Origin of the sequence: Lactobacillus sp. UMNPBX19, assembly GCF_002553805.1 — a bacterium.
Classification (GTDB): Bacteria; Bacillota; Bacilli; order Lactobacillales; family Lactobacillaceae; genus Lactobacillus.
Genome location: NZ_PCYR01000015.1, coordinates 14,169 through 29,913, shown reverse-complemented (window position 1 = coordinate 29,913; position 15,745 = coordinate 14,169). Strand labels below are relative to the sequence as shown.

The window sequence follows — 15,745 nt, the reverse complement described above, 5'->3', positions numbered from 1 at the left end:
TTAAAATAAAAATAATACAATCCTTAATGAGAGGACTTTTATCTTGGGTAAAATACTTGATTATGTTCGCTGGCGAGGGGACCTCACACTTGATCGAGAACCATTCAATAGTTTAGATGCTGGACTTTTTGCCGCATTTGCTTATCTTCCTTTTGATTCTAGTGTTAAAGGGCATACTCTCGAAGCAGCTACAAAACGTTTAATACAAAAAAAGACATTAATTCATTCAGATAAAGTAGAAGCTCAATTAATCAACCTTAGTGATCGATATAAAAATATGCGCTTTTTAGACTGGTCTCATCTTTCCCAGAAAAAACCACCAGTCCAGTTCACAGCCATGACAATTGAATTAGATCCTCAGACTATTCTAGTAGCCTATCGAGGAACTGATGGATCCATGGTCGGACTTAATGAAGATGTAGATATGAGTTATCAGCCAGAAATTTTTGGACAAAATGTAGCAGCAGACTATTTAGATAAAATTGCCCAGACTTATCCTGATAAGCAAATTTATACTACTGGTCATTCAAAAGGTGGAAATTTTGCTGCTTATGCTATCTCTGCTGTTTCACTTAAAATTCAAGATCAAATAATAAAAGCATATAGTTTTGACGGTCCTGGCTTTATGAAAGAAACTTATGATCAACTAGAATTTCAAAGAGCTATTCCCAAGATGATCACCTATGTTCCTGAAGGATCAATTTTTGGAATGATGCTTGATCATCCCGAACGTGTCATCGTAGTTAAAAGTAAGATGAAACATTTAATGCAGCAACATAATCTTCTTCATTGGGAAGTTGCCCGAAATAGCTTTGTTCTGGCTCCTTGTCTCAGTAATACCAGCAGAATTATTAGGAGTACATTTATTTCCTGGAATACAAAAATTCCACGTGAAAAACGTGAAGAGCTCTGGCTTGCTTTCTTTACTGCTCTAGAATCCCAAGAAATTACCGATGCTAGCCAACTAACAACTAATAAAATTCGTGGCGCAATCCAATTTAGTCATGCTTATCTTTCATTAGATCCCAAAACTCGCTTAATTGCTAATGAAATAGTATCTGATATTGCCACGACAGCACGTCAATACATTAATCTTCCATTTCTTAACCATACTGAACATCTAGAGCCCCTTGGCAACGATTCAAGTAAAGGTCCAATTGTTGATGATTCATATGATGGAAGTTAAATTTGTTTCATGTGAAACACAAAAAAGGCAACTTCAAATGAAGTTGCCTTTTTACTATATATTTTTATTGATTTTTCAAAGCTTTCTTAGCTAGTTCAAAGTCACCTAAAGTGGCAGAACCATTATCTTCAACTGCTGGACGTACGATTAATTCGTCAACGTTTGGCGTTGCGACATAATTATTATTAAATTCTCTAAAGAATCCACGAACTTGAACCAAGTCTTGATCATTGAGTACTGATCCACCAACAACCATTACATCTGGGCGCATAGTCATGTAAGCATTGAATAATAATTGAGCTACATAGTATGAAACATAGGTAAATACCTTATGGTCTCTAGGTAGTTTTTCACCTGGAATACCAGTTCTTCCTTCTAGAGAAGGTCCAGCTGCCATTCCTTCAACACATTTATTTCCATGAAATGGACATTTCCCAGTATAGTTGTCGCCAGGGTAAGGAGTGACTAGCATGTGGCCCATTTCTGGGTGATTATTTAAACCAATAAATCTACCTGCTTGTACCGCGCCGGCACCAATTCCTGTCCCAATTGTTACATAGAAATAAGTCTTAGCATCATCTTTTCCACGTGCAATATACTCACCATAACAAGAAGCATTCACGTCCGTAGTCATTACCACAGGAATACCTAATTCTTTTTCAAAAGTGCCTTTAACATTGGTTCCTGACCAACCACGCTTAGGTGTATCTAAGATATAACCAAATGTTCTAGAATTTGGATTGATGTCAATTGGACCAAAAGTACCAATTCCCAAAGCAGCTACTGGATGCTCTTTAAAGAATTCAATACTTTTTGCTAAAGTTTCTTTTGCATCTGTTGTTGGAATTCTCTTCTTAGCTACAATTTTGCCAGTTTCTGTATCTTGAACTGCCAAGATAAATTTAGTTCCACCAGCTTCAATACTACCAACATATTTATTTTCTACCATTCAACTTACACCTTCTCATTCACTTATCTTTACTAAAAAGATATACTTTTAACTATTATAGTATAGCTAATTAACGAAACGCTTACAAATCTTTTTTTTAAGCCTCGCTATGTGTATAGTCAAGATTTGAAAAACGGTTATATGGCTTAGAGAACATTAATTTAACTGTTCCACGTGTACCAGAACGGTTTTTCTCAATAATTACTTCTACTTCGCCGTTATCTTCTTCTGCTTCTACTTCGCCCTCATCATCTTCGTCGCGCTCATCACGATAATAATCATCACGATAAAGGAAGGCAACAATATCGGCATCTTGTTCAATAGACCCAGATTCACGAATATCAGATAAAACTGGACGCTTATCTTGACGTTGTTCAACTGAACGAGAAAGTTGTGAGAGGGCAATAACAGGAATATGTAATTCTTTAGCTAATTTCTTTAATTGACGTGAAATTGCGGAAACTTCTTGTTGACGAGATTCACTGCGTGGTCCTTCAATTAGCTGCAAGTAGTCAATTACAATTAAGCCTAAATTTCCTTTTTCTTTAGCTAATCTACGGGCTTTAGCTCGAATCTCACTCATTTTAATTCCTGGCGTATCATCAATGTAGATACTGGTATTATCTAGTGAACCAGCTGCTACAACTAGCTTACGCCACTCTTCATCAGTCAGCTGACCGGTTCTAAGATGCTGTGAATCAATTAGTCCCTCAGAAGCTAGCATTCTTTGAACTAATTGCTCAGCTCCCATTTCAAGAGAGAACATAGCAACGGTTTTGTCAGTTTTTAGTCCAACAAATTGTGCCACATTAAGAGCAAAAGCAGTTTTACCAACCCCAGGACGAGCGGCCAAGATAATTAATTCATCATCGTGAAAACCAGTTGTCATCTTATCTAATTCAGAAAATCCAGATGGTAAACCAGTCACCATATTTCCATCATCAGGAATCGAGTTAATTTCTTCCATAGCCGTGTTTAATACATCATGAATAGATTTGAACCCACCACTTGCATTATCCTGGGAGACCCCCATTATTTGGCTTTCTGCATCATCTAAGATATCAGTTACATCATCAGAGCCTTCAATTGCATTTTGAATAATCCTTTGACTAGTAGAAATTAGATTTCTAAGAATAGCTTTTCGCTTTACAATTTTTGCGTAGTAAGTAACATGGGCTGCTGTCGGAGTTGCCATTGATAGTTCTGTAACGTAGGCAATACCTCCAATATCATCCACTTGATTATTTTTCTTTAACTCATCTTGTAAAGTAACTGGGTCAATTACTTCCTCACGATCTGAGATATTAAGCATTGCCTGAAAAACAATTCTATTTGCATGTTCATAAAAATCATCAGGCTGTAATACATCCGAAGCATCAATAATTGCTTCGGGATCTAAAAAGACGGCCCCTAGGACCGCCTTTTCTGCTTCACTATCATGGGGAATTTGTTGAGAAACAACATTATCCATTATTAGTCTTGCTCCGTAATGTGAACGCGAATTACTGCTTCTACGCCTTTAAATAATTTAACAGGTACATTTGTATACCCTAATGATTTAATTGGTTCTGGAAGCTCTAATTTACGCTTATCAACCTTGATTCCGTATTGCTTTTCAAGTCCTTCAACAATCTTCTTACTTGAAATAGAACCAAATAAGCGAGAATCAGTACCAGCCTTAGACTTAAAGTTAACAATAGTTTTGTCGTCTTCAAGTTTTTTCTTAATATCTTCAGCAGCAGCCTTTTCTGCTTCATAAGCATCTTTTTCAGCTTTTTGAACACGTTTTAAGGTATTTAAGTTAGAACTAGTAGCTTCTTTAGCGTATCCATTTTTAATCAAGAAGTTTTGAGCATAGCCATCAGGTACGTTCTTAACTTCTCCGCGTTTACCTTTACCCTTCATGTCTTTAATAAAAATAACTTTCATAAGTTTCACTCCTATTCATTTTCTTTGAGGTAGTCATTAACTGCTCCCAAGAGCTTAACTTTAGCTTCTTCGATTGTTATCCCCTTGAGCTGAGTTGCGGCATTAGATAAGTGACCGCCTCCGCCTAGTTTCTCCATAATTACTTGAACGTTAACATTACCCATTGAACGAGCTGAGATACCAACTGCATCTTTACTCCGTCTAGTTAATGCAAAACTGGCATCTACATGTTCAAGAGATAAAGCTGTATCGGCTGCTTGAGCAGTAATAATGGGATCATAAAGCTTATTTTCTTCACCCACTAAGAGAGCCATATCTGGTTCAATCATGTCAATCGTAGAAACTAAGTGACTTCTTTGCAAGTAATTATCGATATTTTCTTTCAAAAGTTCAGATACAACTTGCGTATCTGCTCCAATTGACCGTAAATAACTTGCTGCATCAAAAGTTCTAGTTCCAGTTCTCAAGGAGAATTCCTTTGAGTCGACTGTAATACCAGCTAGCATAGCTGATGCTTCTAAATCGGTCAAGACACCTTCTCCACCTTGAGGTTGGTACTCAATCATTTCAGTTACAAGCTCACAAGTCGAAGATGCATACGGCTCAATGTATACCAGCATTGGATTTTCAGGGAATTCTTCCCCGCGGCGGTGGTGATCAATAATAATTAATCGATTCTTCAACCGGTCGTAAAGTTCTGGATCATAAGTAATACTGTACTTAGAGTGATCTGTTAAAACTAGTAAAGACTCATCTGTTGCTTCTTCTAAAGCATCTTTAGGCGAAATAAATACATCTTTATCGATACCGGCAGCTTGTATTTTAGCAATCAAACGTCCCACGTCATAATTAACGTGATCAACATCTAAAACAACACTAGCTTTTACACCATGAATTCGAGCAATTTTTACAATTCCAATTGCAGAGCCAATCGCATCTAAGTCAGGATTTCGATGCCCTTGAACAAAAACATGGTCAACGCCCTTAAATAATTCTACCAAGGCCTGAGAAACCATTCTAGCTCTTACCCGAGTTCGTTTCTCCATTGGATTAGATTTTCCACCATAAAAATGAGCTTCATGACCCGATTGTTTTACAACAACTTGGTCTCCACCACGTCCTAAAGCTAAATCTAAGTTAGATTGAGCTTGATCAGCAATTTCATTTAAGCTTTCTGAGCCAAATGCAATCCCAATAGACAAGGTCAATGGCATATTCTTTCGACTTGATTCAGTTCTAACTTTATCCAAAATAGAGAACTTATCCTCTTCCATCTTGGCCAAATCATGCATATGCGTCAACAAAATAAAGTGATCTTCATCAATACGCTTAAGATATGAATTAAATTGTCCAGCGTAATTGCTGAGGGCATTTTGGACATATGAACTCATATTTGTTAAGTTCTGATCACTCATAGATTGGCTTAATTCATCATAATTATCAATAAATATTAAGCCAATTGCTAATCTCTCCTGTTTATACTTTTCCTCAATATTGGCATAGCGCGTAATATCAAGTAAATATACAACACCCAAGTCATCTTGGACAACCATTTCAAACTTTCGGTCGCCCCATTTAATAATTTTATTTTGATTGCTATTTGACTTAATAGCATCATCAACATATTTAGCTAACTCTTTATCTACTGACGAGATAGAAGAGCCAATAATATCTTTACCATGCAAATACATTTGCAGATAAGGATTAATCCATTGAATTTGTCGATCTTTATCATAAAGCATAATTCCGAGAGGCATTTTAATCATAGCCTCTTGTTCCCCACGCTTTATGCGGTATGAAAGATTAGCAGCATAATTATTAGTATTCCCAGCTAGAACATAAATTCCATATATTACAAAAATAATTGTTAAGATGAACAGCAGCACCATAGCAAGTCCAAAAAGTGGACTAATTAATGTCCCAATAATCGCTCCTAATAAGGATAAAACAAGGACAATAATCAATGATGCTGTTAAACGTGTATCTTTAACAAATTCAGGCAATTCTAATTTGCGTAAAAAGCCTTTCATTGAAATTCCTTCCTGTTTATAGCATTAATATCATCAAAAATAATATACTGCATCATTTTATATTATACATCAAAAAATGCTTGCTTATCATCTAAGCTAAGCAAGCATCAGAGCATGTTATGTCGACGTAAATACCAAAGCAAAATTGCCATTACAATAATCGAACCTATAGTAATTATTACCCAGTCAAATGGATTATGAAAAATAGGCAAATCAACATTCATCCCAAAGAATCCTGTTACAATAGTTGGAATTGTTAAAAGAAGTGACCACACAGTCAAAAACTGCATGGTATTGTTTAAGTTATTATTCAGAATGTTGTTGGACGTCTTAGAGATTTCTTCAGTCACTTCACTATAAATTTTGATCATTTGTGAAGATTGCTGAACTTCAATGATAATATCGTCACACATTTCCTCTTCAGAAGCTTTCATATGAAGTCCTGATTTTTTATTTTTTAGACTTTCAAGCATCATTAGATTAGTTCTAATTGAACTAGATAAATAAACCAAACTTTTTTCAACTTGTGATAATTCTTGTAAGTCTTTATTATGAATTCGCTCACTTAAGTTATTATCTAAAACTAATCGTTGACTGTTTAGCTGGCTAAGTGCCCTTTGAAAGTATTTCGTAACGGCAAAAAGAATAGCAAAAATCAATTCTTTTTCACTATGAATATGCTCATCGGGGCGTTGCCTAAATTCTTCAATCATATAAGTTGTATCAGGAGAATGAACAGTAAAAAGCGTATGATCGACCATTAAAAACTTAATTGGTAAAGTCGTAAAATGATCTGCATCAGCTGTTGGCCAAACTGGAACATCGTAAACCAACAAATCACTGTTAGTAATATAATCATGATCAAAGTGAGGACGTTCGTGAAGGTCGGTAATATAAGAGATAATCTCTGACGTCAAATCAAAATCATCTTTTAATAATCTAATATCATGATCGTCACAGTTATAAATATCGTACCATTTGTAGTCAAAATCAATGTTTCCGGCTAGTTTTTGCTTAATAATCATGACAATCCCTCCATTTACTTCTTTTATAATACCGCAAAAAACAAAATAAAAAGAGTAGCATAAGCTACTCTTTTTATTAATTGTGATCTGTTATTAGTCTTCTGCGACGAATGGCAATAAGCCCATAACACGAGCTCTCTTAATAGCAACAGTCAACTTACGTTGATTCTTTGCGCTAGTGCCAGTGACACGACGTGGTAAGATCTTACCTCTTTCAGAGATAAAACGTTTCAACAAATCAACATCTTTGTAGTCGATGTAGTCAATGTGGTTAGCTGCAATAAAGTCAACCTTACGACGACGACGGCCACCTCTTCTTTGTTGAGCCATATCAAAGATCCTTTCTAATTAAAATTAAAATGGGAGATCATCATCTGAGATGTCAATTGTGCTACCGGAATCTGCAAATGGATCTTGCGGTTTATTGCTTTCTCCACTAGCAGGAGCATTGTTCATGCTTGGTGCACTTGATCCACCAAAATTATTGGTACTTGGAGCATTTCCTCCTTGGGGAGCAAAATTGCCACCATTAGCCTGACGATTCTCACGATCACGACGTGATTCTAGTAAAGAGAAATTATCAACAATGACTTCAGTCACGTATACTCTCTTACCGTCTTTATCATCGTACGTTCTAGTTTGAATCCGACCTTGAATACCAACTAATGAACCCTTTGAAGTAAAGTTAGCAAAATTTTCTGCTGCTTTACGCCAAATTACACAGTTGATGAAATCAGCACCACGTTCACCTTGACTATTGGTATATTGACGGTCAACAGCTAGAGTAAACGTAGCAACTGAGATTCCACTCCCGGTTGTACGTAAATCAGGATCACGTGTTAAACGGCCAACAAGTACAACATTATTAATCATACTTTTGTCCCCTTCCTAATTCACGAAAACAAATTACTTGTCTAATTTTACAGTCATTGAACGTAAAATTTGGTTATCAATACGAGAAAGACGACCAAATTCATCAACTGGTTCAGAGTTTTCTGCAACGAAAGTCATAATGTGATAAGTACCTTCACGGTATTTTTCAATTTCGTATGCGAAACGTCTCTTACCCCAATCTTTAGATTCAAGTTCTTCAGCACCGTTGTCAGTAACAACTTTATCGAAACGATCGATCAATGCTTTCTTTGAATCTTCGTCAATATCAGGCTTGATGATGTAAGTAACTTCGTACTTAGTTTTTGCCATAATAATTGCACCTCCTCTTGGACTAAATGGTTCTTGTTAAAATCAAGAACAAGGAGTAATGAATAATATTACTCACAATACTTGATTCTATCACATAAACAAAAAATTACCAAATATTTTTTCACGTGATCCTGAGTTTCATTACTCAATTATTATTACGCAAAAAATTTGGTAATTTTTTATTTATTAATTTGCTTTTACTGGTTCTTCTTCAGCAGTGCTTTCTTCGTCTTCATTACTAGCTTTAGGAACGGCAGTAATACTTGCTACTTGTGCACCATCGTCAACCTTGATTAAACGTACACCCAATGTAGCTCTTCCAGTTTGAGAAACATCGTCCACATCAAATCGAATCATGACTCCCGCACTGGTAATTAGCATAATATCTTCATCGCCATTAACTACTGTTACACCGGCTAAAGGACCGTTCTTTTCAGTAATGTTTGCAGTCTTAATTCCTTTACCGCCGCGTCCCTTAACTGGGTATTCAGAAGCTGCAGTACGTTTTCCATATCCTTTTTCAGAAATTACTAATACTTCTGAATCAGGTTCTAGAATATCAGATCCAACGACATAATCGTTATCTCTTAAATTGATTCCACGGACACCAGCTGCTGTTCTTCCCATCGAACGAACATCTTTTTCATTAAAGGTAACTGCATAACCTAAATGGGTACCGATAAGAATATTTTGTTTTCCATCGGTAGTTAAAACATTATTCAGTTCATCCCCGTCTCGCAAAGTTAAGGCAATTAACCCACTTCGACGAATATTCTGGAATTCACTGACTTTTGTTCTTTTAACTGTTCCCATCTTAGTAACAAAGAAGAGATAATTATCGTCCGCTCCTTCGGGTACATTGATTACAGCTTGAATTTTTTCACCTTTATCAAGTTCCAGCAGGTTAACTATTGGCAAGCCTTTAGCATTTCTTCCAAATTCTGGAATTTCATAAGCTTTCTTTGAGTAAACCTTCCCTAAGTTAGTGAAGAATAGTAAAAAGTCATGGGTACTTGAGAAGATTAAATGATTGATGAAATCATCATCTTGCACTCCCATTCCCTTTATTCCACGCCCACCACGGTTTTGAACCTTGAATTCATCCGCTGGCATACGCTTAATGTAGCCATTATGAGTTAGAGTTAAAAGAACATCTTTTTGTTCAATTAAATCTTCATCTTCAATTGAAACTGCTTCACCTTCGGCAATCTTAGTACGACGATCATCACCAAAACGCTTTTGAATATCAAGTAACTCGTTATAAATAATCTCATCAATTCGTTCTGGTTTAGCTAAGATATCTTTGTAATCTGCTATTTTTGCTTGCAACTCTTGATATTCAGCTTCAATTTTGTCGCGCTCTAAGCCTGTTAAACGCACCAATCTCATATCTAAAATAGCTTGAGATTGACGATCGTCTAAGCCAAAGTTTTGAATTAATTGTGCCTTAGCAATATCACTATTTTGTGAACCGCGAATAATCTTAATGATCTCATCAATATGATCAAGGGCAATTCTTAATCCAGCTAAAATATGTGCTCTCGCTTCAGCCTTCTTTAATTCAAACTTAGTTCTACGGGTAATAACATCTTCTTGGTGGTGAAGGTAGTACTCAAGCATTTGCTTCAAGGTTAAGAAATGAGGGGCACCATTAACGATGGCCACCATATTCATTCCGAAGTTTGCTTGCATTTGGGTTTCTTTAAATAAATTATTCAAAACCACACTAGCACTTGCATCGCGGCGAATGTCAATGGTAATTCTCATACCAGTCTGATCTGATTCATCCCGTACACCAGTAATACCATCAATTGTCTTTTCACGGGCTAAATCAGCTATCTTTTTAACTAATTCAGCCTTATTTACTAAATAAGGAAGTTCCGTAACTACAATTCGCTCGCGACCATTTTTTTCAGTTTCAATCTCGGTCTTTGCCCGAACAACGATATTTCCTTTTCCGGTTTCATAGGCACGGTAAATACCTCCGCGTCCCATCACAATTCCACCAGTTGGAAAATCTGGACCAGGAATAACTTTTATTAAATCCTTGGTAGTAACATCGGGGTTATCCATCAACATGTGAATGCCGCGAATTACTTCTGCCAAATTATGTGGCGGAATATTTGTTGTCATACCAACAGCAATACCACTAGCACCATTAACAAGTAAATTAGGAATTCGTGCTGGCAATACTACTGGTTCATTTTCTGTATCATCGTAGTTACGTTGCCAATCAATAGTTTCTTTATTGATATCACGAAGCATTTCAACCGCAATTTTGCTCATCTTTGCCTCGGTATAACGCATTGCGGCTGGTTCATCCCCATCGACAGAACCAAAATTTCCGTGTCCATCAACTAACATGTAACGATATGAAAAGTCTTGGGCCATATGGGCCATAGCTAAATAGATTGAAGAGTCACCATGCGGGTGGAATTTACCCATAACTTCCCCAACAATTCTGGCACTCTTCTTATATTGCTTATCGGGTGTAACTCCTAATTCATGCATTCCGTAAAGAATACGACGTTGTACAGGCTTTAGACCATCTCGAACATCAGGTAGGGCACGAGCCACAATAACCGACATAGCATAATCTAAGAATGATGTACGCATGGTATGGGTTAAATCAACATTACGTATTCTGTGATCTTGAGGTTGATTTTCGTTAGCCATCTAAAGCCTCCTAAGCATCTAAATTCTCAACGTATTTTGCGTTCTTTTCAATAAATTCTCGTCTTGGACCTACTTCATTACCCATCAAGAGGTCAAATATCTTGTCAGCATCTTCAGCATATTCAGGACTTACTCGATCTAAACGACGATTTTCTGGGTTCATGGTAGTTTCCCATAATTGCTCTGGATCCATTTCACCTAGTCCCTTATAGCGTTGAACAACTGGCTTAGGACTTGGTTGCAAGGTACCTAAATAATCGTGTAATTCTTCATCAGTATCGAGATATTTCTCTACCTTACCTTGACGAACTTGATATAGAGGCGGACGAGCAATGTAAACATATCCCTTTTCGATCATTGGACGCATATAGTTGTAAAAGAGTGTCAAAAGCAGAGTTCGAATGTGAGCACCATCGACATCGGCATCTGTCATGATGATCAATTTATGGTATCTTGCCTTTGAAACGTCAAAATCAGCACCAAATCCTGTACCTAAAGCGGTAAAGAGGGATCTAATTTCTTGGTTAGCAAGAATTCTATCCATTGAAGCTTTTTCAACGTTCAAGATCTTACCTCTAATTGGCAAAATTGCCTGGGTTAAACGAGAACGTCCTTGCTTTGCAGATCCACCGGCAGAGTTACCCTCAACGATAAATAACTCTGAAATACTTGGGTCATTACTGGTATTGTCAGCTAATTTTCCTGGCAAGTTAGCAATTTCAAGTCCTGACTTCTTCCGTGTAACTTCACGTGCACGCTTAGCAGCAGTTCTAGCTCTTTCAGCAAGTTGTCCTTTTTCAACAATCTTACGGCCAACAGAAGGATTTTCCATTAAGAAACGACTAAACGTTTCTGAAAATGCTCGATCGACTGCAGTTCTAGCATCTGAGTTTCCAAGCTTAGTCTTAGTCTGACCTTCAAACTGAGGATTAGGGTGCTTAACAGATACAACAGCTGTAATTCCTTCACGAATATCTTCACCAGATAAGTTATCATCTTTATCCTTCAAGATTTTAGCCTTATGAGCATAATCGTTAACTACACGAGTTAAAGCAGTCTTAAAGCCGGCTTCGTGCATCCCACCTTCATAGGTGTGAATATTGTTCGCAAAGGTCATTAAAGTGGTTTTATAGCCATTGGTGTATTGCAATGCAACTTCAACATCAATACCTTCATAATTACCTTCAACATAGATTGGTTCATCAAATAACACTTCTTGACCTTTGTTTAAAAAGGCAACGTATTCTTTGATTCCACCTTCAAAGTGGTAAACATCCGTTTCAGCACTTTCTTTACGCTTATCGGTAAAGGTTAATTTTAAGCCCTTGTTTAAGAAAGCAAGTTCACGAATTCTGTTCTTTAAAATTTTATCGTCGAAAGTTGTAGTTTCGGTAAAAATATCTGGGTCAGGATAGAAATGAACGATTGTTCCATGTTCTTCAAGAGGAACGGTACCCACTTGCTTCATTTCTCCTACTACACGGCCATGATCAAAAGAAATGGCATATTTCTTTCCATCTCTCATAACTGTAACATCAAGTTTAGTTGAGAGGGCGTTTACTACAGAAGCCCCAACACCGTGAAGACCACCAGATACTTTATATCCGCCACCGCCGAATTTACCACCAGCGTGCAAAACAGTAAATACAGTTTCTAGGGCTGGACGACCTGTTTTAGCTTGAATATCAACCGGAATACCACGTCCATCATCTTGGACTGTAACACTGCCATCTTCATTAACAGTAATTTCAATCTTGGTCGCAAATCCTGCTAATCGTTCGTCAATACTATTATCAATAATTTCCCAAACAAGGTGGTGTAAGCCTTGGCTACTAGTTGAGCCAATATACATACCTGGGCGCTTTCTAACTGCTTCAAGTCCGCCTAGAACTTGAATTTGACTTGCGTTATAAGTATCAGCACGCTTTTCAAAATCTCTAGCTTTATTTAATGCTGCCTTGCTCTTATCTTCTGCCATTTAACTCTCCTTTGTACTGATCGTTCCAGCAGAAATGTGATAGATCTTAGGTTCTTTCACGATTTCCCAAGAAATACCTTCTAAATCTGTTGTTGTGATAAAAGTTTGCGTTTTTCCATGAATATAATTTAGTAAACTACTTTGTCTTCGATGATCTAATTCGCTCATTACATCATCTAAAAGTAAAATTGGATACTCTTGTGTCAGTTCATGTACTAATTGAATTTCAGCCAACTTTACACTTAAAGAAATCGTCCGTTGCTGTCCCTGAGATGCAAAATCATGGGCATTTTTATCGTTAATCAAAAAATCCAAGTCATCTCGATGAGGTCCACTCAAAGTAGTCCCCTTTCGAATTTCATTAGGACGATTTTTTTTATAACTAGTAATAACTTTTTGATAAATGGTCTCTACATCATCATCTGGGGTAATTTCCTTAACTGATGGACGATAAAAAATCTGTAATTTTTCAGCTTGACCACTAATCTCACTATGAGCACTTTGAGCATATGAATTAAGTTTTTTAATGTATTTAATTCTTCTAGAAATTATCTCCGCTGCAATTCCTGCAAGCTGATCTGACAAGACATCTAAAAAAACTAAATCATTTGCTTTTTTTATGCTCAATTGCTTCAAGTAATTGTTTCTTTGTTGCAGTACCTGACGATACTGACTTAAAAAATATAGATATTCTGAATTAATTTGCCCAAACTCTAAATCCATAAATCGCCGTCTAGTCGATGGAGCGCCTTTTACCAAGGCTAGATCTTCTGGAGAAAACAAAATTGCATTCATTTGTCCTACATAAGCGGAAAGTTTCTTTTGTTCCAATCTGTTTACCCAAGCTTTTTTTCCGTTTGGTGTTAAACGTAATTTAAGCTCTACTTCTAATTGACTTTTATGGATCTTCCCTTGTAAGCCAGCAAATTTACTTCCAAAACGAATTAATTCTTTATCACTGTTTGTTCTATGAGACCGAGTTAGGGCCAAAAAATAAATCGCCTCAAGTAAATTAGTTTTTCCTTGGGCGTTTGGACCAATAAAAATATTTACATGAGGGTCAAAATTTATCTTTAGTTCTTCAAAATTTCTAAAATCTTTTAATTCAAAGTTTGCAAGATACATCGGCTACTCTGAAATAAATTCATACTCTTCTCCAGCTAAGTTTAGTTCATCTCCAGGATGTATCTTCTTTCCACGGCGATCTTCAATTTCACCGTTCAACTTAACAGGATTTTCTTTTAGATACCATTTAGCTTGACCACCAGAAGATATTACGCTCTCTTCTTTTAGAAACTGAGCAAGCGTAATATATTCTCCCTTAATTGTGAATTTTTTGATAATATCACCCCATTTACCTTGTCATACCTAGTTATTATACCGTTTTTTTATGTGAAATTCAATTTTATGACGTACTGTAGCCTTTTTTAAGCCACTTTATTCCAATTTAATATGACTATACTTAACTAGATAAAAATTCGCTTAATCAGCCTAAATTTGGCTTTTAAGTACAATGCAAAAAAAAGAGCTACTTCTGTAGCTCTTTTTATAAATTAAAATGTTCTAACTGGCGTGATTAATTGAGTGAAATTAACATCTTGTTTTGCCGGTATCACTGTAAATGGTCTTAGCGGCTGAGTAAAGTTCATAATAATGGAATCAGTAATAGAGGCACGTAAAGCTTCTCTTAGATAATCAGGATTGAAGGAAATAGTTAAGCCATCTCCTTCAAGATTCTTAAATCCAATTTCTTCTTCCACATTTCCTATCTCCGGTGAATCACCTTGGAGTTTAACTAATTGATTTTGAACATCAAGAGTCATCTTAACCACATTGTTACGGCTTTCGTGAGTAAGAAGACTGGCACGTTCGAGAGAACGAGCTAAAACTGGTAATTCAAATTCAACTGATGTTGTAGATTCAGTTGGAATTAAACGATCAGTGTCTGGATATTGTCCATCAAGTAAACGTGAATAGAACGCAATGTTTCCAACTTCAAATAAAACTTGGTTTTCACCAGGATTTACTGTGATTTCGGGATCACTTTCTCCGATAATTCGGGATAATTCTACTAAGCTCTTTCCAGGAATAATTAAGTCAGTACTTGTTTGAGGCCCATTTTCTAGAGAAATTTGACGTTGAGATAGTCGGTGACTGTCGGTAGCAACTGCTTTAATTGCTGAATTATTGAAGATGAAGTTAACACCAGTTAAAGTTGGTCGACTTTCTTGAGTAGCGACTGCAAAAACAGTTTCGTTAATAATTTCTCTAAATGTTTTACCAGAAATTTTAAATGATGCATCAGTAGAAATTTCTGGTAAGTGTGGATAATTGTTTGCATCTAAACCGTTAATCATGAATTCGGTATTTTCAGAGACAATTTTTGTTTGAAAACTTTCTTTTACTTCAAATGAAAAATCTTTCCCTGGTAATTTTTTTACAATTTCACTGAAAAATCGTGCTGGTAAAACGATCGATCCCGTAGATTGGACAATTAAATCATCGTTTACTGGGATTTGAATTTCAATAGAAATGTCAGTATCACTACCGGTTAAAGTAAGCATTTCATCTGTAAGGGTAAGTTTTATACCACTTAATATTGGAATAGTAGCACGTGAAGAAATTGCACGCATAGCATTATTTAGGTTTTCGAGGAATAAATTACGATTAATTGTAAACTGCATCGTTTACCTCCTGTGAAATTATATGTACGTTGTTTTATTTAATTATATATTTAAATACTTAGAAGTAGTAGTAGGGCCAGTGGAA

14 protein-coding genes are annotated in these 15,745 nt (G+C 36.4%); 1 reads left to right on the top strand and 13 read right to left on the bottom strand.

Features of this window, described 5'->3' with window-relative positions:
* The first annotated feature begins 43 nt into the window (after positions 1-43).
* Positions 44-1,186, top strand: coding sequence for an Mbeg1-like protein (locus CP370_RS05745; RefSeq protein WP_087712525.1), 1,143 nt, complete (start codon positions 44-46; stop codon positions 1,184-1,186).
* 64 nt (positions 1,187-1,250) lie between these two features.
* Here the strand turns inward: CP370_RS05745 and CP370_RS05740 are convergent, their stop codons facing one another.
* From CP370_RS05740 to dnaN, 13 genes are all read right to left on the bottom strand, one after another.
* Positions 1,251-2,135, bottom strand: coding sequence for an ROK family protein (locus CP370_RS05740; RefSeq protein WP_087712526.1), 885 nt, complete (start codon positions 2,133-2,135; stop codon positions 1,251-1,253).
* A 97-nt stretch (positions 2,136-2,232) separates the two neighbouring features.
* Positions 2,233-3,606 carry a replicative DNA helicase gene (gene dnaB, locus CP370_RS05735; protein WP_004896324.1) on the bottom strand — a complete coding sequence of 458 codons (1,374 nt, stop codon included), beginning with the start codon at positions 3,604-3,606 and terminating at the stop codon, positions 2,233-2,235.
* Between the two features lie 2 nt (positions 3,607-3,608).
* Positions 3,609-4,064 (bottom strand): 50S ribosomal protein L9, encoded by a 456-nt coding sequence (gene rplI, locus CP370_RS05730; protein ID WP_003651632.1) that lies wholly within the window; start codon positions 4,062-4,064, stop codon positions 3,609-3,611.
* Between the two features lie 11 nt (positions 4,065-4,075).
* The gene (locus CP370_RS05725; RefSeq protein WP_087712527.1) at positions 4,076-6,094 is read right to left on the bottom strand and encodes a DHH family phosphoesterase; all 2,019 of its coding nucleotides are present in this window, start codon (positions 6,092-6,094) and stop codon (positions 4,076-4,078) included.
* 107 nt (positions 6,095-6,201) lie between these two features.
* The gene (locus CP370_RS05720; protein ID WP_012845406.1) at positions 6,202-7,119 is read right to left on the bottom strand and encodes a magnesium transporter CorA family protein; all 918 of its coding nucleotides are present in this window, start codon (positions 7,117-7,119) and stop codon (positions 6,202-6,204) included.
* A gap of 93 nt (positions 7,120-7,212) precedes the next feature.
* Complete coding sequence (gene rpsR / locus CP370_RS05715) at positions 7,213-7,449, bottom strand: 30S ribosomal protein S18 (protein WP_003649728.1); 237 nt, start codon at positions 7,447-7,449, stop codon at positions 7,213-7,215.
* A 24-nt stretch (positions 7,450-7,473) separates the two neighbouring features.
* Positions 7,474-7,992 carry a single-stranded DNA-binding protein gene (gene ssb, locus CP370_RS05710; protein WP_012845405.1) on the bottom strand — a complete coding sequence of 173 codons (519 nt, stop codon included), beginning with the start codon at positions 7,990-7,992 and terminating at the stop codon, positions 7,474-7,476.
* Between the two features lie 33 nt (positions 7,993-8,025).
* Positions 8,026-8,322, bottom strand: a complete 297-nt coding sequence (gene rpsF / locus CP370_RS05705; RefSeq protein ID WP_004896331.1) for a 30S ribosomal protein S6 — start codon at positions 8,320-8,322, stop codon at positions 8,026-8,028.
* A 186-nt stretch (positions 8,323-8,508) separates the two neighbouring features.
* The gene (gyrA, locus tag CP370_RS05700) at positions 8,509-10,998 is read right to left on the bottom strand and encodes a DNA gyrase subunit A (protein ID WP_087712528.1); all 2,490 of its coding nucleotides are present in this window, start codon (positions 10,996-10,998) and stop codon (positions 8,509-8,511) included.
* Positions 10,999-11,008: 10 nt separating this feature from the next.
* Positions 11,009-12,976 (bottom strand): DNA topoisomerase (ATP-hydrolyzing) subunit B, encoded by a 1,968-nt coding sequence (gene gyrB, locus CP370_RS05695; RefSeq protein ID WP_087712529.1) that lies wholly within the window; start codon positions 12,974-12,976, stop codon positions 11,009-11,011.
* Positions 12,977-14,101 (bottom strand): DNA replication/repair protein RecF, encoded by a 1,125-nt coding sequence (gene recF, locus CP370_RS05690; protein WP_087284637.1) that lies wholly within the window; start codon positions 14,099-14,101, stop codon positions 12,977-12,979.
* Positions 14,102-14,104: 3 nt separating this feature from the next.
* Positions 14,105-14,320 (bottom strand): S4 domain-containing protein YaaA, encoded by a 216-nt coding sequence (gene yaaA, locus CP370_RS05685; RefSeq protein WP_034525310.1) that lies wholly within the window; start codon positions 14,318-14,320, stop codon positions 14,105-14,107.
* A gap of 209 nt (positions 14,321-14,529) precedes the next feature.
* Positions 14,530-15,660: a DNA polymerase III subunit beta gene (gene dnaN / locus CP370_RS05680; protein WP_087712530.1), complete on the bottom strand. Its 1,131-nt coding sequence runs from the start codon at positions 15,658-15,660 to the stop codon at positions 14,530-14,532.
* Positions 15,661-15,745 lie beyond the last annotated feature (85 nt).

Excerpts from the sequence above, each read along its gene's own strand:
- rplI (WP_003651632.1), bottom strand. The coding sequence starts at position 4,064 with ATGAAAGTTATTTTTATTAAAGACATGAAGGGTAAAGGTAAACGCGGA.
- CP370_RS05720 (WP_012845406.1), bottom strand. The coding sequence starts at position 7,119 with ATGATTATTAAGCAAAAACTAGCCGGAAACATTGATTTTGACTACAAA.
- dnaN (WP_087712530.1), bottom strand. The coding sequence starts at position 15,660 with ATGCAGTTTACAATTAATCGTAATTTATTCCTCGAAAACCTAAATAAT.
- gyrB (WP_087712529.1), bottom strand. The coding sequence starts at position 12,976 with ATGGCAGAAGATAAGAGCAAGGCAGCATTAAATAAAGCTAGAGATTTT.
- ssb (WP_012845405.1), bottom strand. The coding sequence starts at position 7,992 with ATGATTAATAATGTTGTACTTGTTGGCCGTTTAACACGTGATCCTGAT.
- CP370_RS05725 (WP_087712527.1), bottom strand. The coding sequence starts at position 6,094 with ATGAAAGGCTTTTTACGCAAATTAGAATTGCCTGAATTTGTTAAAGAT.
- dnaB (WP_004896324.1), bottom strand. The coding sequence starts at position 3,606 with ATGGATAATGTTGTTTCTCAACAAATTCCCCATGATAGTGAAGCAGAA.
- rpsR (WP_003649728.1), bottom strand. The coding sequence starts at position 7,449 with ATGGCTCAACAAAGAAGAGGTGGCCGTCGTCGTCGTAAGGTTGACTTT.
- rpsF (WP_004896331.1), bottom strand. The coding sequence starts at position 8,322 with ATGGCAAAAACTAAGTACGAAGTTACTTACATCATCAAGCCTGATATT.
- recF (WP_087284637.1), bottom strand. The coding sequence starts at position 14,101 with ATGTATCTTGCAAACTTTGAATTAAAAGATTTTAGAAATTTTGAAGAA.
- CP370_RS05740 (WP_087712526.1), bottom strand. The coding sequence starts at position 2,135 with ATGGTAGAAAATAAATATGTTGGTAGTATTGAAGCTGGTGGAACTAAA.
- gyrA (WP_087712528.1), bottom strand. The coding sequence starts at position 10,998 with ATGGCTAACGAAAATCAACCTCAAGATCACAGAATACGTAATGTTGAT.